This is a genomic window from Streptomyces pratensis (assembly GCF_016804005.1).
Taxonomy (GTDB): Bacteria; Actinomycetota; Actinomycetes; order Streptomycetales; family Streptomycetaceae; genus Streptomyces; species Streptomyces pratensis_A.
On record NZ_CP051486.1, the window covers coordinates 4,066,274 to 4,084,443 of the forward strand.

Sequence of the window (18,170 nt, forward strand, 5' to 3'; positions counted from 1 at the left end):
CGTGAGGGGCGCGTGCGCCGACACCTGGGGGCTTCGCCGTCGCTGATCTGCTTCTCCCCCGCGTCCGGCTCCCCCACGTCCGGCTCCGCCGCGTCGGGACACACCTCGAAGTGCATCGAGGCGCGCACATGGCCGGCCACCGATCCAGCGGGCTCACGAGGTCACCCCTCTCGGCGCGCGGCACCGCCGCGAGAAACCCTCGGACCGGCCGGAGTGAACCAGGGCTCAGCTGCGGTGCCGCACTGTCAGTGCAGCAGCGCGCTCACCGTCGACAGGGACTCCCACTCCGCAGTGCCCCCGGTCAGCCTCTTCGCCACCCGCGCCCAGGCCGTTCTGTCCGTGCCGAGCCGGGTTCGGACGAGATCGGCGAGTGCGGCCCGCGCCTGCGCAGCTTCGGGCGGAGCGTCCGTGCGACGGCCGGCGCCGTTCAGATAGGCGAGCATCCGTACGGCCGGGGTCGCCAGGTCCAGCAGATCCGTACCGGTCAGCCGGCCCGCGGTGAGCAACCAGTCCAGCTGTGTGAGCGGCGAACAGTGGTAATCGTTGCCCAGACCGTGTCCGGCCCGCTCCCGGCTGAGCCGGGCGCTCGCGTCCGGCCTGTCAGGCCCTGGTTCCGGCACCAGGGCAGCATGCCGCATCCGTACGTCCTCGGGTACGTCGGGCAGGTTGATCACGTCACGCCAGTACGGCAGGGGGTCCTGTCGGTGGGCGGCTTCGAGGGCCCTCCAGTCGACGGCTTCGCCGGGCGGGAGCGCCTCGACGATGCCGCGTGCCTGCGCGGCGTGAGGGGCTCGTCGCAGCTTCACGAGGAGCTTGGCCGGGGCCAGTTCACGGTCGAGTCGCGCACGGAGCATTGCGGCGGGGTCGGCGGAGGCCAGAGCCTTCGCACAAAGCGACGTGGCGGCCCGCCCCAGCACATGCCTGCCCGCGACATCGGCCAGCCGGTCGGAGCCGCCATGTTCGAGCAGCCGCAAGCACCCGAGCAGTTGGTGCCCGAAGCCGAGTCGGGAGCCTTCCCGGACGAGGAGGCCCTCGACCAGATCGGGTTCCGCCGAGCACAGCCAGGTCAGCCCACCGGCCGGGCGGTCAGCGCCACCGGCGCGCCAATCGGCCAGCACACGGGCTCCCAAGGACGGCCGCCCGGCACCCTGGTGAGGACGGGAGCGGTCCACGATCCGGCGGAGGGTGGGCCGGTGAGTCAGGTGCCGCAGGAGTACGAGGTCGATGTCCGGGTCGCCGAGATCGGCCAGCCGAGCAGCCGAACCGTCCTTGAGCCAGCGGCACTGCTCGGCGAGTACGCGGAGTGCGTCAGGGTCACGCCCGGCGAGCAGCCGGTCAAGGACGTGGTGCGGAGTGCGGTCGTAGCGCAGCAGGTACGTGGCGAGGAGCCAAGGCCCGTCGGTGCCCAGCCGGGGTAGCACAGCCTCCACCACTTCGGCGTCGGCCAGGCACAGCAGAGTGCCTTCCGGCCACGCCCAGAGATGGTTGCCTCGCTCCAGCAGCTTGATCGCCTCGTCGGGGGTGCGCGGGCGGGACGTCTGCCGCGGTCCGGGGACACCTGACGACGAGCGTGCTGCGGCGCGCGTGGCAGGCCCGTCACCGGAGCGTGCCAGGCTCAGCAGTTCGGCCCAGGTGGGGCCTTCTGAAGCGTCGGCGGATTCGGACGGGGCGGCCGCCGACACCGTGGCGGCCAGGTGGAGCCAGGCGTCCGGGTCGGCGCCGAGGTCGGCCCGCAGCCGCCGGGCGAGCGCGGCCCTCCACGCGTGGGCGAATGCGAGCCGCCGCCAGTCGTGCGGGAGCAGCAGCAGGTGGCGGGCCGGCAGCAGGTCGAGCAGTTCCTCGGCGGGCAGAACGCCCTGGGTGTAGGCGTACTCGGTCAGGAGTGCCCGGGACCCCTGGGTCTGCGGAGGCCGCGCGTGTATCTCCGCGCGACTGGGAGCGGTGTATGCAGACCCTCTCCCGGACGGGACGACGCCGTGGGCCGCGCAGGCTTCTGCGAACCATTCCGGGGTGGTGAGCCCGGGGGCGTCGCTCCATTCGCACACGGCCAGCGAGCGCAGCACTTCGGGGTCGTCGGGCAGTGGTGCGCCGATGGGAGCGAGGGAGTACAGCAGGTCCAGGGCCGACAGCGCGAGGGACCGGTCGCGGCGGCCCGGCCGCGACGGGGCCGGTGCTGTGACGGGCCCTTCCGGGCGGGGCGCCATGGTGCGCTCTTCCGGAACACGGGCGCCGGACGCGCCCGCAGCGGAGTCGCCGGTAGTGGCCGGGACGGTCCTGCCCGCGACCGCGATCAGCTCCGCCAGGGATCCGCTGTGTTCGGGCAGCAAGGTGTCGAGTACGGACCAGGCCGCGGCATTCTCGCCCAGGTGGGTGTCGGCCAGTGCGCGCAGGGCGACTACTGACTCCTGGGTCAGCAAGGTCCGCTCGGCGAGCAGGGTGAGGGCGCGCAGGGCGTGGACGGCGGGTCGCGCCCCGTGTATCAGCTCGATCGGATCGAGCAGTCCCGCGTCGGCCATGCCTCCCGCCCAGCGGGCGGCGCTGTCATCGAGCATCTCCTCGGCAAGACGCTGCACGGGCAAGGTGCTGTTCCCTGCTCGGCGGCCCCCGGCCCGCCACGGCTCGTTGAGGACACTGAGGCGAAACGTCAGGCGCTGCGCGTCACTCGCCGCTTCGTGCCGGGCCAGTTCCTCACACGCTTTGGGCATGAACGGGGTCTTCGTGTGGGCCAGGGTCAAGGCGTCGAGGTCATGGGCGTACGGCTCGGACAGCAGATCACGCAGGGTGCTGGTGCCCCGAGTGGTTGCCAGCAGACCAGGTAGGCGCGCGGGGTCCTCGTAAGGCTCGCACTGTTCGCGCAGACGCCGTACGGCGTCTGCCTGGCGGCTCTCCGGGCCGCGCCCCCCGTCCTCGTCGGGGCAGTCGGCCTCGGACAAGGCCGCGCCGACCGAGGTCTCGACGGCCCGGCTCAGGTGACGGGCCACGGAGGGGTCGTCGAGCAGGGCTCGTACCGCGCGCGGCCCGGTGCACTCCCAGACCCTCAACAGAGCGTACTGCTGGACGATCTGCCGAACCCCGGACCGCAGGGCAGATGCCACGAGCTGCGGATCGCCGGAACCGAGCAGCGGGGCGAGCCAGGTACGCGGTACGTCACCGCGCGGTGAGGTCAGCTCCATGCGCAGCATGTCATCCATCGGCACGGTGGAGAGCCGGTGGGCAACCGTGCGACGCAGGGACTGGGTGGTGCGGGGGTTGCGGTAGACGGCGGCCGCGGTCTCGGAGTCTCCGTCGGCGAGCAGTTGGGCCAGCACACGGGTGTCGAGCCGTGGGTGGCGGGCCAGTGCGGCGCGGGCGCGGCTGTCGCCGTGATCGAGCACGGCGGTGACGAGGGCCGGGGCGGGAAGCTCCCCACCGCCGAGCAGCTCTGTCGCCACACGTTCGTGAAGGCCGGCCAGAGCGAGGGCGGCGTGGCGCGGCTCGACGTGTTCCAACAGCAGGCCGAGCGTGGCGTGGACACTCCGGGGCGCGGGCGGCACGATCGCGCCGTCTGCGAGGGGCTTCGCGGGCACCGGTGCCTCGGCCAGCAGCGCGGGCAGGGTGCCCGGGTGGCCGATGAGTGCGTCGTGCAGGCCACGCCACCGTTCCACGTCGCCGCCGAGGTGACGCCCGGCCAACTCGCTAAGCAGGGCAGCGGTTTCAGGGTCGCTTCCTCCTGTGGCGGCGACCCTGGCCGCGAGGGTGCGCGCCGGACGCGTCTGCTGTACCGCCCGGAGAGCAGCGCTCCCTTCGGCAGGGGACGACGCGGCGCCCCCTTCACCCTCGGGTGTCCCGGACGGCAGGTCGAGGAGGCCACGCAGCACGGGACCAGCCGACCTGGCCTGCATTCCTGTCATGGCCGACCATGCTAAGCCTGGGTCCCAGCACCCTTCGGGCCCACCCTTCGAGGGACGGCCCAGGAGGAACCGGAGACCTGGTCGGGCCCGGCCAGGTGCAGGGACGGAGGCATGGAAAGCCGGACGGTCAGGCCCGGCGCAGCTTGGTGGGCACACAGTCGGCTGCGCAGGCGCGGCGGGAGCCACAGGTGGGGGCACGGAACTCCAGGTGGCCGACCAGAACAATGCCCTCGCCGGTATCCGCCGGCGGTTTCTTCGCCCACGCGGCTTCGGCGACGATGCAAGGTGGCTTCGGACGCCGCTTCGCCTGTACGGCCGGCGCTCGCACGGAGGACGCGGGCTCCGGCTCGGGCGCTGGACCCGGTGCGAGGCATTCGCCACCCGTACTGCGCACCGTTTCCCGGCCGCTTCCGCCACCTCCCCGTACGACCAGGCGGACGGACCCCGAACTCATTGTCACTGGGTACGCCTAGAGTCTCTTCCACTCGTCACGGTGCGTCGCCGTCGACGGGTCCAATCAACGTGCCGCCAGACCGGCGGCGTCCGGAACGACGGGGAGAACAGCGCATGGGGTGGGTACCGGCGGGCGACTACGAAGTCGCCCTGGAGGCGGGCAAGGTGGTGTGCCGCAACGGGAAGGGCCGGCGGCTGAAGTCCGTCCCGGCCAAACTGAAGGAAGATCCGGCGGTCGTCGGGCTCCAGCAGTTGACCGAGTGGCTCGAGCGGCACGAGCGCCGGTGCCTGACCGACGTCGAACAGTGGATGGTGCGTTCGCTGCCCGTTCCCACCGCTGTTCTCGCCCGGGTCTGGCCCGACCCGGCGTGGCAGGCGGCACTGCGGGACGTGGTGGTGACCGGCACGGACGGCGGGGTCGCCGGGTTCCTGCGCGATGTCGACCCCACGCGCGGTCTCGGGCTCGTCGACCTGGACGGCGACACGGTCCGCATCACCCCGGAGGTCGTCAGAGTGCCTCACCCCGTCCTCCTCGACGACCTCGACGACCTGCGGGAATTCGCGGTCGAACTGGAGGTGCGCCAGAACGTCGAGCAGCTGTTCCGCGAGGTATGGCACCGCCCGCAGGGCCTCGCCCCGGACACCACCTCCGTCGACACCTACGCCGGCGGAGTGTTCAAGGAACTGCGGTTCCTGCACGGCCGCGTCACCCAGCTCGGGTACCGGTCGCGCGGCGGGTACGCGGTCTGCCCGGTCGTCGAGGACGGCGTCACCTCCGAGGCGCGCATCTGGATCGGCGAGCACGACGGATACGGCGAGTACGACACGGAGACGGGCCCCCTGGGCTGGACCGACCCCACGGGGCGCGCGTTGACGGCCGCCGAGACAGGACCTGTCACCTGGTCCGAAGGCATGCGCATGGCGGCGGCGCTCTATGCCGGCCGTGACGTGGAGGACGAGGAGCAGGCGGCATGAACACCACGACGACGAAGACAACGACGATCAATCCGACGACGACGGACACCGACGTGAACACGACCGAAGCGAACACGGTGGCCCTCCCCTGCCAGGCCCGTGACGAAGGCACCTCCGCCCCTGCCGCCGAGGCCCGGACAGCGGCCCTGATGGACGCGGGTGCGGTCCTCCCGGCCGGTTCCACCCGCCGGGACGACGCCGACGCGCTGACCGCCCGCACCTACACGCACACCGCCCTCGGCGACCGCCCGGTGGTCCGGCTCGTGCCCGCCACGCTCGGCGAGGCCGAGGACCTGGCCCTGGAGTTCCTCGGGCTGGCCCGGACCGAAGAGACGCCCGTCGTGGGCCAGGTGCGCCGCGAAACGCTGGGCTTCCCGGCCTGGGCCCTGGTCAACGACCCTGCCAACGGGCACCACGCCCTGGCCCTGGTGAAGGACATCGAGCGCCTGGGGCGGCAGGCCCGGAGCCGCGCCGGAGCAGCCAAGGAGGGCTTCGACGCACTCGGCACCCGGCTCGGCCGGGCCGTGCCCCACTTCCTCCCCACGTATTACGAGCAGGTGGCGCGGCTCTTCCTCCAGGCGGAGAACACCAGCTACGCCGCCTCCTTCTTCGGCAAGGCCCGCGAGGCCGAACGGGTGCACGGGCTGGTCGTGGACGAGGACCGGCAGCGGGCTGTCTTCCTCGAGTTCGCCTTCGCCGGCGCGCTGACCGTCAAGGCACTGCGGCAGTACGTGCGCGACCTGGTGGCCCGGCTCGCGCCGGCGGACGCCTGGGCACAGTTCCGGCGTCTGCTGGTCGAGCGCTGCGCCGCCGGCATGCCACCGTACGCGGCGCTGCCGCAGGACGTGCGCGCGCTGGTCAAGGCAGCCGGGCTGGACCGCGAGGCCGCCGAACGCGAGTTGGTGGCCGATCTGATCGGCTCCCCGGGAATCGTCCGCGCCCCCGCCTCGTTCTGGACGGCCTACCGTTCCCCGCTCGTCACCCTCGCCCGAGGGGAGGCGGCCGTCCGCGCCCGGCTCCTCGGCTTCTTCCCGGAGACTTTCAGCGAGAGCGGCCGGCACACCGACGCCGAGAACGACTGGCTCGTGCTGCTGGCCGATTCCGGCGCCGAAGATCTGCTGACCGCGCTCGCGGACACCTCCGATTCCGCGGCCCTCAGTGACCCGTCGGTCTCCCCGGCGGACTGGCTCGGTCGCTGGGAGGCGCACCGCCGACGCAACCGGGCCACCTCCGGCCGCAGCCCGCAGACCCTCGACCTGGCCGCCCGGATGGCGGACCGGCTGCGCGCCGACGGGCGCCCCGTCGAGCTGTTCCAGGGCCGCTGGCGACGCACCGCCGACCTGGACCTCCTCGACCTCTGCCTGGCCTCCGGCATCCCGGTCGCCGAGCCGGACGACCATGACACGGGCACTGCGCGGGGCCCCGGCGTCCCGCTCGGCTCCTGGCTCACCGACACCGAGCCCGGAGCGCGGGATCTCACCGCCGTCGCGGAACGGCCGGTCTTCCGTGCCCTGCTGAGCCGGACCGTCGGAGGCCTCGGCGAACGAGGCCAGCGGCTGGACGACGCCGGCATGGCGAAACTGGCGGCGCATCCGGTGCTGTCGGTGATCCTGCGGGAGTGGTTGACCGCATGCGCCGAGGAGTACACGGCCGCGCGCGGGCTTCCTGGACTGAGGACCGCCCTCAACAAGCTCTCGGCGTTCCGCTCCGTGGCCGCGGAGGTCGCCCCGGAGGCGGTGCGGCTCCTCGACGCCCACGATGTCGTGCCGCTGCTCGCCTCGACCCTGCGCACCGGCGTGCTCGACGAACTGGGCTGGCCCGCGCTCGACGAGACGTACGCCGAACTGGCCACGGAGGTGGCGGCCACGCGTCAGCGGGGTCACCGGACGGAGGGGGTCGGTGTCACCGGGGCCTGGCCCGCGCTGATCCTGAACACCCGGGAACGCGCCGTCGTCGTAGGTCCGGAAGGTGTTCTGCTGCGGCACACCCTGCGGCTGCCGTCCACCGCCGACCACTGGCGGCATCCCGCCTTCCGTCACGCCGACGGCGAGTTGCTCGTCATCTGGTGGGAGGACGGCAAGCAGCGCGGCTACTGGTCGCACCGCCCCGCCGAGGTGTTCACCGTCGCCGGCGAGCAGATCCCCCGCTGGGGTTCCTCCGGTCCCTCCGACGACGTCTGCCTGCCACTGCCCGGCGGCGGGCGGGCCACGGGCGGCAAGGCCCTGCACGCGGGCGACACCTCCGTCCCGCCGCAGCGCGCCGTCCTCTCCGACGGCACCGGTCACTGGCGGGACGGCCACCAGGGCACGCGGCGGGTCTGGCTGGAGTACGACCCCGTCAGCGGCACGCACGGCCGTGCCTCGCTGCCCGCCTTCCTCCACTCCGGAGTGCAGGACGGCACCCGGCTGCTCACCGAACACTGCCAGGTGCTGCCGCTCCAGCCAGGTCTGGAGAACACCCCGTTCGGCACGGACGGCACGGTCCTCGGCCGCTGGGTCCGCCGCACGGTGACCGAACCGGGTATGTCTGCCCCCGCGGACGGGCACCGGATCGTCGCGGGTACCCCCGACGGCCACACGGTCACCCTGTCGGCCCCTCTGCCCGACGGCTCCCCCGTGCCGCTCGGCGCCCTCACCCTCCCCGGCGGATCGCGCCCCGTCATGGCCCTTGCCGGGCGATCGGTCGAGGCCCACCCGGTCGATTCCGAGGGCACGGGCGGAAGCCTCTGGTCCGTCGTCGCCGGCTCCACAGGGAGCAACGTCGCCGCGGGCACCCCTTACGTCCCTCCCGTCGCCTACTGGCATGCCATGCGCCCCAGGGACGAGCAGGGCTCCGCCGCCCTGCGGAACCTGACGGACTCCCGGGCGGAAGAACTGTTCAAGGAGGTCGCCACCGCGGTCGTCCGGCAGCTCGAAGCTTCCCGTGCCGTGCAGGACTACACGGGGCCCTCGTCGCGTGAGGTGAGCCTGGAAGCCGTCGCCGGCGTGCTGCCCGAGGTGTCCGACGCGCGGCTCCTCGCGGGCGTCACCGCGCTCGTCCGTGACGCGGTGGACAAGGCCGTCTCGGCCGCCCGTTATCTGGAACCGCCTCAGCCCGCCGTGCCCCGGAACACCACGCGAATCCAGGACATGTTCTCCGACCGCTCGCCCGAGCACGGCGACGACGCGACACTTCTGCACGCCACCGGCTGGGGTTCCGAGCGCGTGTCCGGCGGCTGGTGGGGAACGGCAGGCCGGTGGACCACCATCCGGCAGATCCTCGCCGTCAACCACGTGCTGAGCGGGGAACCGGCCTTCGGCCCGCCCGTGCCGTCCAAGGTCCCGTTCACCCCCGTGGACGGCTGGCAGCGGGACGAGCACACCGTCCCCGGTCAGTCCCAGGACTGGACGTCCCTGCTCGGCAAACTGCCCGAACTGGCATACCGGGCAGCCTCGGCGACCACCTCGCCCGAGCACCGAGCAGGTCTCGTGGTCCTGCTCGACTCACTCGCCGAGGGCCCGCTGGCGGACCCGGCCGGCACGGTCCGACAGGTGGAACTCGTCGAGCCGTACGGCGGAACGCCCGGACAGGGACGCCCCGAGGCCGTGCACCGGCTCGGCCAGGTGCTGCGCAAGGGCGCCCGCACCGTCGTCGTACTCGCCGAGCGAGGCCGTAACTCCCGGAACGACGCGGCACGCTGGCTGGCCCTGGACCACGACCCCACCGGTGCGTTCGGTCCCGTTCCCGGCTTCACCCTGGACCACGAGCGCATCCACCGGCAGGGCATCGATCGCGCCAGGCTCACCCGGCTCACCACCCTGGTACGGGAGCGGGGCGCGGCGCCCTGGCGTCCGGAGGCCGCCGAGGCCTTCCACACGGCCACCGGGATAGGTCCCCTCCAGTCCGCGGCCCTGGTGTCGGCAGCCGTCGACGAGCCGAGCGCCGAGACGCTCGGGCTGCTCGGGGCGAAGACCCGTGCCTTCGAGGCGGCCCAGGCCAGGCTGAACGCACTGCCCCGCGCCGACCGCCACGCCCTGGTCCAGGCGTTGCTGCCCGGCGACCCTGCCGAGCTATGGACCACGGGCCCGGACGTCCGGGCCGCCGCCGAGGTCTGGCAGGCCCGTCTGGCCTCCCTCGTCCGCGTCCCCGAGGAGCTGGACCTCGACCTGTCGGGCACCACTCCCGGCGCCGTCGACCTGGTCCTGAACCCGGGCTCCCGGATATGGCTGGGCCACGGCTCCCCTGTCGAGGACGGCTCCGGCCGGCCCGGCCTGCGCCGGGTGAGCGCCCACGGCTCGCTCTCCTCCGCCCTGACTGCTCTGCGGACCCTCGCCTACACGCTGCCGTACGGACACCCGCTGCGGGCGCACCTGCCCGTCGGGCTCGCGGCCTTGCGCCGCACCCTCGCCGACCCGGATCTGCTGCTGGACCTCGGGCTGGACTGGACCGAGGCGGGCGACTCGATCGGCTCCGTGGTCCGGGCCGCCCACCAGCTTCCCGAGTCCGGCGGCGCGGGGCCCGACGGCCTGGTCCGGGCCGGTGCGGCGCTGCTCCTCGCAGCCGGCCACGGCAGCCACGAGAAGCTCCTGATCCGGCCGGCCCTCCTGGAAGGTCCTGAGGACCCGGCGTTCGGCCTGGTCGAGGGCACCGTCGCGCAGTACCGGGTGGGTGAACTCCGTGCCCTGCGGACCCTGCTGGGCAAGGACGTCGACGCCCTGGTCTCGGCCGGCTCCCCCGTCGGCACCCCGCAGCACCCTGCCCAGGACCCGACGCGCGCGGTGCCGGATCTGGTGGCCGAGGCCGCCGCAGCCCTCGGGCTGAGCGCCGACGGCGCCGCCCTCTACCTGATGCTGCTCGCCCTGCCCGACCCGACGGACCGCAACTGCGCCCGCTGGACGGAGTGGAAGCCCGCACGGATCAAGAAGGCCCGGGCGGAGCTCGCGCTCACCGACCTCGTGGTGGAGGCCAAGCGCTCCCGCGCCGGCCGCACCCTGTTCCTCCCCTGCGGCTGGCTCGAACGCGGTGCGCCCGGTCTGCCGCTGGAGACCTGGAAGGAACGGCTGTACCCCGTGGCAGGGCACGCCCGGACCCTGCCTGACGTCCCCCTGCCCGAGCTGTTCGCCATGGCTTGGGCACGGGCCAGGGGCGGCGACGCCCCCGCCTTCGAAGAACTGGAAACCCGCGCACCCCGGAAGGGCCGCCGCCGATGACGAGCGACACCACGACAACCACCGAGAGCACCCGCACGGGGGTCCCGGACCGGGCGACACCCCCTGTCGGGGCCTCGGGCCGGGAGAACCGCCAGGTCACCCCGCCGGAGGACCGGTACGCCACCGAGCTGGCATTCCTCGCCGCCCATGACTCGGGGCCTCGCCCGCCAGGCTGGCTGCTCACTCCTCGCGCGGTCGTCACCTTCGTGATGGGCAGCGCGGGCGAGGCGCTCGGCCTGCCGAAGTCCGCGCGGCCGGACGCCGGAGTACCGCGCCGCTTGGTGATCGAGCAGAAGTTCGTAGGCGAACGAGCCTTGATCGAACGCTGCGTGGTCACCCTGGCCGGTGAGCGCGGACTGCTGCTGGTCGGGGAACCCGGCACCGCCAAGTCCATGCTCTCCGAACTGCTGTCGGCGGCCGTCTGCGGGACCAGCGGGCTCACCGTGCAGGGCACCGCGGGCACCACCGAGGACCAGCTCAAGTACGGCTGGAACTACGCGCTGCTGCTCGCCCAGGGCCCCACCGAACAGGCCCTGGTGCCCTCCCCGGTGCTCACCGCCATGACCCGGGGCGCCGTCGCCCGTGTCGAGGAGGTCACCCGTTGCCTCCCCGAGGTCCAGGACGCGCTGGTGTCACTGCTGTCCGAGCGGCGGATCGCGGTGCCCGAACTCGCGGGAAGCGAGGGCGCCCAGGTGCACGCGGCCCCCGGATTCACCCTGATCGCCACCGCCAACCTTCGGGACAAGGGCGTCTCGGAGATGTCAGCCGCACTGAAACGGCGCTTCAACTTCGAGACGGTGGGCCCGATCGGGGACGTGGACGCCGAGACGGCACTCGTCCGGCGCCAGTCGCGGGCGGCCGTCGAACGGGCGGGTGCCGCCTACCAGGTGGACGACGCGGTTCTCGAAGCGCTCGTCACCGCCTTCCGGGACCTGCGCGACGGCCGCTCGGCGGAAGGCTGGGAGGTCGAGCGCCCCTCCACTGTGATGAGCACGGCGGAGGCGGTGTCCGTGGCGGGAGCCCTGGGCCTGGCCACCGCCTACTTCCCCGGCGACCGTGACGTGCTCTCCCTCCTGCCCGGCCATCTGCTCGGCGTCGTACGCAAGGACGACCCCGCCGACGCGGCACGGCTGCTGGGGTACTGGGACGGGCCGGTACGCAGGCGCGCGGAGCAGGGGTCGGCCACCTGGCGTGCCCTGTGGGAGCTTCGCGCGGTACTGGAGAGCTGACGGATGAGCCAGCCGATCACCCGCGCCATGTGGGCCGCCGCCGGCCCGTCGCCCACCGCTGACACGTCACCAGGCACCGAGGTGCCGCCCACCGGTGCACCCCAGGGCCCGGCGGCCGGGCCCACCTCTCCGGAGGCGGCGGTCGCGGCCCTCGCGGCGACCGGACCCGGGCTGCCGTTCCTGATCGGGGTACGCCACCACGCGCCTTCGCTCGCGGCCGCCCTGCCGGCGCTCCTGGACGCGGCGGCCCCCGACCTCCTCCTCGTCGAGCTGCCTGCCGAGTTCCAGCCCTGGCTGGGGTGGCTCGCCCACGAGGAGACCGAGGCTCCGGTGGCGCTGGCCGCCGTGCCGGGCGACGGAACCCCGGCGGCCGGCGAACGAGGCCCCGCCTTCTACCCGTTCGCGGACTTCTCGCCCGAACTGGTCGCCCTGCGCTGGGCGGCACGGAACGGCGTCCCGGCCGTGGCCTGCGATCTGCCGCTGGCCGACCGGACCTGGGCACGGGGCGGGCCGGACACCCCCGGCCCCGGTTCCGCACCCGTGCGGGGGGAGGGCCACGGGCTGTCCGCCGCCCTCCGGTCCCGGCTCACCGGCCGCGACGGCGACGACCTGTGGGACCGGCTGGTGGAGGCACCGGCACCCGGTTCGACACCGGAGGCGCTCCGCCGCGCCGCCCTCCTCACCGGCTGGGCGCTGCGGTACGAGGCCGAGGCGACGGGCGGCGTGGACGGCCGGGACCTCGTGCGCGAGGACTGTATGCGCGGACATGTCGCCGAGGCCCTGGCGAGCGGGCGGCGGCCCGCCGTGGTGGTGGGTGCCTTCCACACCCCGGCACTGCTGTCGTCCGCCCCCGCGGCCGCCGGGGCACCCGCCTCACGTGAGCGGGCAACGTCCGGCGACCGGCGCGAGCCGGATGCGGACAGCCAGGCGGCCGGCGCCGGGTCGGGGTGCACGGTCTCCCTGATCCCGTACGCGTACCCACTCCTCGACTCACGGTCCGGATACCCGGCAGGCATCAGGGACCCGGAGTGGCAGCAGACCGTCCTGGAGGCCGCCGGTTCCCCGGCGGCGCTGCACGAGACACTGATCCGCACCGCGGTCCGTGTCTGCACCTCCCTGCGCGAACAGGGTCACCCCTACGGCCCGGCGGACGCCCGGGAGGTCGTCCGGGTCGCCGGAGACCTGGCGCGCCTGCGCGAACTGCCCGCCCCGGGTCGCGGCGAGTTCCTGGAGGCCGTGCAGACGGTGCTCGGGCGCGGCGAGACCTACGGCACCGGCAGAGCCGTCGCCCAGGCCCTCGAACGCGTACTCGTCGGAGCCCGCACCGGACGGCCCGCACCCGCCGCTCCGCGCAGCGGCCTGGGTCCGGCCGTGGAGGCCGAGACCGCGGCGCTCTCGCTCCCCGGCCCGGAGGACGCCCATGAGAGGACGCCACGTGATCTCCGTCTGGACCCGGCCCGATCCGCCCTCGACGGGCGCCGCGAGCTTCTCCTGCGCAGGCTGACGGTGTGCGGCATCCCCTACGCCCAGGAACAGGCGGTGACCGGAGCTGCGGGCTCGGAAGGGCTGACGACTCGATGGCACGTGAGGTGGACCCCGGCGACGGCAGCGATGCTGACCGCGGCCGGGGCCCGCGGCGTCACCGCGGCCCAGGCGGCCGAGGGGGTGTTGCGGCAGCGGCACGCGGCCGAGCGCGCCGAAGGGGGCCCTACGGCCGCCCAGGTCGTGAGGGGCCTCACGGAGGCCGCGGAGTGCGGGCTCCCCGACTTGGCCGGCGAACGGCTCACGGAACTGGCGGCCGTGCTTCCCTCCAGCGGCACCCTTCCCGAAATCCTCACCGGGCTCGACCTCCTGGACCGCCTCACAGCCGGCAGCCTGCCGGGTCAGGCCGCCCCCGACGCTCCGTCGGCCTCCGGCTCCACCGAGGACCCGGCCGGTCCCGCCGCCTCCGCGTCCCCCACCGTCTCCGCCCGTGCTGCCCGCATCGCGCACGCGGCGGAACTGCTGACCTCGGCGGCGGTACGTCAGGTCGACGGCCTCACCGGCTCGGAGGAGCCCGAGGACGCTCGTGCCCTGCTCGAACTGGCCCAGCGCGCAGACCGGTTGGGGGGAATCCGGCTCACCGACGCCCTCGTCCGGCTGGCCGCCGACGGCACCCCGCTGATCGCCGCGGCCGCCGGGGCCGTCCGGGTACTCACGGGCCACGAGGAGGCCGAGGCCTTCGGAGTGCGCGTCGCCTCCTGGGTGGACGGCGCAGTCGACAGCGCCTCACGGGCCACGCTCACCGCACGCCTCATCGGCGTCCTGACGGCTGCGGGCCCGCTCCTGACCGTCGGATCCGGCACCCTGGATCCACTGCTGCACCGTGTCGTCGAGCTTGACGACGCCGCTTTCCTGGCACGGCTGCCCGCCCTGCGCGGCGGCTTCGACACCCTCAGCCCGGCCGCGCGTGACCGGCTGCTGGACACCGTCGAGGAGAGGCTCGGCGAACGGGTGGACAGCCTCGACGCCGACGACCCCGCCGCCCTGGCGGCCCGAACGGCCGCAGACCTCTCGGCCCGCGAACTCCTCATGGGCCTAGGCCTGCCCGTACCGCCCCCCGCGCACGACGACCGGTTCCCGCCGCAGTCGGAACACCTCGCCACGCCCCCACCCGACACCCCGGCATCCCTCACCAGCGCACCCTCCGCCGGGGCGGACACCTCCTCCGCCCCCGTACCCGCGCATGTCGGCTCCACAGGGGCCACCCCCGCGCGGACCCTCGCGCCCGCCGACCGGTGGCGGCTCGTGCTCGGTCGACGCCCCGATCAACTGCCGTCCGCCGCCGCCCGTCTGGCGACCGCCTTGGACGAGCTGTACGGCGAAGGACGCGGCGAGGGGTCACGTGGCGGCATGCCCGGCCAGGGCAGTGGCCGACGTGGAGGCCGGGAGGCGCCGTTTCCCGGTGTCCGCGAGTGGTCCGAGGAGCTGGCCGCGCTGTTCGGCCCAGGCGTCCGCGAGGAAGTCCTCGCCGCCGCTGCCGCGACCGGCCGACAGGACGTCCTCGCCGAGATGGACCCGGCGGCTGCCACACCCTCCGTGGAACTGCTCCGTACGGTCCTGCGCTACGCAGGCGGCCTCCCCGAGGCGCGTCTGGCGGCGCTCCGGCCCCTGGTCCGCCGTCTGGTCGACGAACTGACCAGGCAGCTCGCCACCCGGCTGCGGCCCGCCCTCACCGGCACCATGCTGGCCAGGCCGACCCGCCGCCCGGGCGGCCGGCTGGACCTGGCGCGGACGCTGCGCGCCAATCTGGCCACCGCCCGCCGGACGGCCGACGGATCGGTTCAGGTGATTCCCGAGAAGCCCGTGTTCCGCAGCCGGGCCCGCCGGTCCGCCGACTGGCGCCTGATCCTGGTCACCGACGTCTCCGGATCCATGGAGGCGTCCACGATCTGGTCCGCGCTGACCGCCTCGGTGCTGGCCGGTGTGCCGGCCCTGAGCACCCACTTCCTCGCGTTCTCCACCGAGGTCGTCGACCTGACCGGCCACGTGCACGATCCCCTCTCCCTCCTGCTGGAGGTGAGCGTGGGCGGCGGAACGCACATCGCCGCCGGGATGCGGCACGCGCGCAGCCTGATCACGGTGCCCACCCGGACCCTCGTCGTCGTCATCAGCGACTTCGAGGAGGGCGCCCCGGTCGGCGGACTGCTGGCCGAGGTGCGGGCCCTGGTAGCCACCGGGGCCCACGTCCTCGGGTGCGCGAGCCTCGACGACGCGGGCCGTCCCCGCTACTCGACGGGTGTCGCCGGCCAGCTCGTGGCCGCAGGTATGCCCGTGGCCGCGCTCAGCCCACTCGAACTGGCCCGCTGGATAGGGGAGAAGACCGCATGAGCACCGCCCAGTTGCCCCCCGTCGCGCCGGAGGTCACGGCCACCCTGGTGGAAGACCTCTCGCCCCGGCTGCGCAAGCGGCTGGACGCAGCGGTCACCAAGCTCGGCGCTCGCCCGGCGCACCGCGAAGGGGACACGGTGACGATCGCGGTGGACGAGGAGACAGATCTGCGCCTGCACGCCCCGGGCGGCGTGGTGGCGACGGCGGACTCCATCACGTGTGACTGTCTCCTCGCCCCGGCCTGCGTCCACCGCGCGGCTGCCGCCTGTGCCGCACCCACGGCGGACCCGGCCCCGGAGCCCGCAGGGCAACCGGATCCGCCTGTGGTCGAATCCGCATCGCCCACCGACGACACCGTGCCCGCGCCCGACGTGGCGAGCCCGGCCCAGCGTGCCGCGGCCGGCGCCGTGTGGTCGGCAGCTGCGGCCGTGCTGGAGGCGGGTGTCGACGGGGCCGGTGCGGTCGCCCAAGCGGCGCTCCTGCGCGCCGCGCACACCGCCCGGCTCCAGCACCTGCCACGGGTCGCGGGTGCCGCTCTGTCCGTCGTCACGCTGCTGCGCGCGGCCCGGGCAGGGGATCCGTCCTACCGCACCGCAGGCCTCGTCACGGCGTTGGCCGAACTCCTGGGAACCGCGCACCGGGTGGGAATCGCCTCCGGTGCGGAGCTGGCCGCCGTCAGGGGTCGGTCACGCAGGCCGTACAGCCCTGACGGCTCGCTTCGCCTGTACGGCCTGTTCACCGAACCCGTGGTCACCGACTCGGGACACGGCGGCGTCCGCACCTGGGTGGCCGGACCCGACGGCCGGCTCTTCACCGTCGGCGACGTGGCACCCGGCGGTGTCGGGCGCGCCCTGGGCGTGGCCGACCGGGCTGTGCGCCTCGGCGAGAGCGCGCTCACCCACCGGGAACTGGGCCGGGCGGGGCTGGCGGTCTCGGGGGCGACGGTATCGCCGGACGGCAGACTGGGCGCCGGAAAGGCTGTCAGGGCTGTCACCGCCCGGGGCGCGGGGTGGACGGAGCCACCGCTCGCCGCCCTGTGGGAGATGCCACCGTTTCAACAGGCCACACAGGCTCTTCGGTCCACATCCCGCTACGCGGACCCGGACGCCGGCGGCAGCGACCTGCTCTTCCTGGACGTCGAACTCCGCGGCCCCGTACGGGAGCAGGGCGGCACCTGCCTGCTCGCGTCGTGCGACGGCGGCATCGCCGTCCGGCTCACGGTCGCCGACGACGACCCCGCGCTGGCGCACCGGGACAACCTGATGCTTCTGGCCACGGCACCAGGGACGCGGCTGCGGATCATCGGCCGCCTGATACCCGCGCTCCACCCCAGGCTCGCTCTCCTCGCCTGCTCACACCCCACCGGTGAGGGCACGATCGACCTCGGCTTCGACCGTCTTCGCCGCGCGGACCTTCCCGTCCCGGACGCTCAGGTGCACCCCGCCCCGCCGGAGCCCGGCGACTCCGGCGCGCACTCGCCCCTGCACCTTCTGGAGCGACGCGTCGAACAGACGGTCCCGGCGGGCCGCGCCGCCCTCGGCATGCTCGGCGACGTCTCGGCCGAGACCGGCCGCCTCCGCCGGGCGGGCCTTCCCACAGCCGCCGGCCTTCTCAGCGCCCTGTGCGCCTCGGCGGCCCGACGCGAACGCGACCACTTCGGCCGCCTTCTCCCTGCCGACACCGACGGCTTCGCCATCCACTGGCTGTCCGCCGCCCGTTACACATCAGCCGTATCCGAGTCCCTGTGCACAGCCGCCTGGGAACCGACGGGAGAAGGCACGGCCGCCCCGGACAAGCTCCCCGCCCCGCCTGATCAGGCCGATGGGGCGTAGCCGCCCGGTGCGGGCAGGCCACCTCCGCGGTACGGGCAGCACCCACTTGTCCCGGCCGACGTGGACCTCATCCGGAACTCACGGCCGGTCCTGGACGGTTCCGGTGAACACCACGACCACGATCAGCACTCCGACGGGCACCGAGCAGCCCAACCCAACGGTGCTGCCCGGAACGAGCTCGACGTCGCCACCGGACACGAGTCCGGGGCAACGCGAGCTGAAGGGGGCCGTGGGCGCTGGGAGCAGGCCGCCTGCTGCCAGGGCAGCTTCTGGGATTGTCCGCGGCCCGCGGCCGATTCCGGGGCGGGCCGCCGGAAAGTGGCCGTGCAGGGGCGGGGCAGGCGAACCGGCAGGAGTCGGCGGCGGGCCGCCCGTCGGCGAGGGAGATCGTTTGCACCGTCACCCCAAGCCGCTCACGCGCTTACGGACGTCTCGGCACGCTCCTCCGGGTGGGCGGAGCCGATGACAGCCTGGGGCCGTGGGCGTTGACGGGAAAGTGGTCAACTCCCGATCATGCGGACCCGATGTCTTCGAGCTGGTCAGCGACGTGACACGCGCGGCACAGGCCCCACTGCACGCCGCACACACCTCCCAGCGCGCCACCGGCCCAGATCCGCACGCCGGGCGAGCGCAGGCACTGCAGACCTTCGCCCTGCCTCAGCAGTCTCAGCACCTCGCCGTCCGCCCACCCGTCGGGTGCGGTCGTTACTCGTCGTTGCAAAGTCACTACCC

6 protein-coding genes are annotated in these 18,170 nt (G+C 73.9%); 5 read left to right on the top strand and 1 reads right to left on the bottom strand.

The annotated features are described in order from the left end of the window. Positions 1-245: 245 nt before the first annotated feature. Positions 246-3,890 (bottom strand): hypothetical protein, encoded by a 3,645-nt coding sequence (locus tag HED23_RS16335; protein WP_203184128.1) that lies wholly within the window; start codon positions 3,888-3,890, stop codon positions 246-248. 567 nt (positions 3,891-4,457) lie between these two features. Here HED23_RS16335 and HED23_RS16340 point away from each other — a divergent pair. Genes HED23_RS16340 through HED23_RS16360 form a run of 5 tightly spaced genes read left to right on the top strand, consistent with a single transcriptional unit; the run spans position 4,458 to position 17,438 of the window. Further along, positions 4,458-5,318 carry a DUF4132 domain-containing protein gene (locus HED23_RS16340; RefSeq protein WP_203184129.1) on the top strand — a complete coding sequence of 287 codons (861 nt, stop codon included), beginning with the start codon at positions 4,458-4,460 and terminating at the stop codon, positions 5,316-5,318. After that, on the top strand, positions 5,315-10,507 hold the full coding sequence (locus tag HED23_RS16345; protein ID WP_203184130.1) for a hypothetical protein: 5,193 nt from the start codon (positions 5,315-5,317) through the stop codon (positions 10,505-10,507). The genes HED23_RS16340 and HED23_RS16345 overlap by 4 nt, the downstream gene beginning before the upstream one ends. Next, positions 10,504-11,736, top strand: coding sequence for an ATP-binding protein (locus HED23_RS16350; protein ID WP_203184131.1), 1,233 nt, complete (start codon positions 10,504-10,506; stop codon positions 11,734-11,736). Before HED23_RS16345 ends, HED23_RS16350 begins: the two co-directional genes overlap by 4 nt. 3 nt (positions 11,737-11,739) lie before the next feature. Further along, on the top strand, positions 11,740-15,606 hold the full coding sequence (locus tag HED23_RS16355) for a vWA domain-containing protein (protein ID WP_420803036.1): 3,867 nt from the start codon (positions 11,740-11,742) through the stop codon (positions 15,604-15,606). After that, positions 15,603-17,438: a hypothetical protein gene (locus tag HED23_RS16360; RefSeq protein WP_203184132.1), complete on the top strand. Its 1,836-nt coding sequence runs from the start codon at positions 15,603-15,605 to the stop codon at positions 17,436-17,438. Before HED23_RS16355 ends, HED23_RS16360 begins: the two co-directional genes overlap by 4 nt. The last annotated feature ends 732 nt before the right edge of the window (positions 17,439-18,170 follow it).

Excerpts from the sequence above, each read along its gene's own strand:
- HED23_RS16335 (WP_203184128.1), bottom strand. The coding sequence starts at position 3,890 with ATGACAGGAATGCAGGCCAGGTCGGCTGGTCCCGTGCTGCGTGGCCTC.
- HED23_RS16340 (WP_203184129.1), top strand. The coding sequence starts at position 4,458 with ATGGGGTGGGTACCGGCGGGCGACTACGAAGTCGCCCTGGAGGCGGGC.
- HED23_RS16345 (WP_203184130.1), top strand. The coding sequence starts at position 5,315 with ATGAACACCACGACGACGAAGACAACGACGATCAATCCGACGACGACG.
- HED23_RS16350 (WP_203184131.1), top strand. The coding sequence starts at position 10,504 with ATGACGAGCGACACCACGACAACCACCGAGAGCACCCGCACGGGGGTC.
- HED23_RS16355 (WP_420803036.1), top strand. The coding sequence starts at position 11,740 with ATGAGCCAGCCGATCACCCGCGCCATGTGGGCCGCCGCCGGCCCGTCG.
- HED23_RS16360 (WP_203184132.1), top strand. The coding sequence starts at position 15,603 with ATGAGCACCGCCCAGTTGCCCCCCGTCGCGCCGGAGGTCACGGCCACC.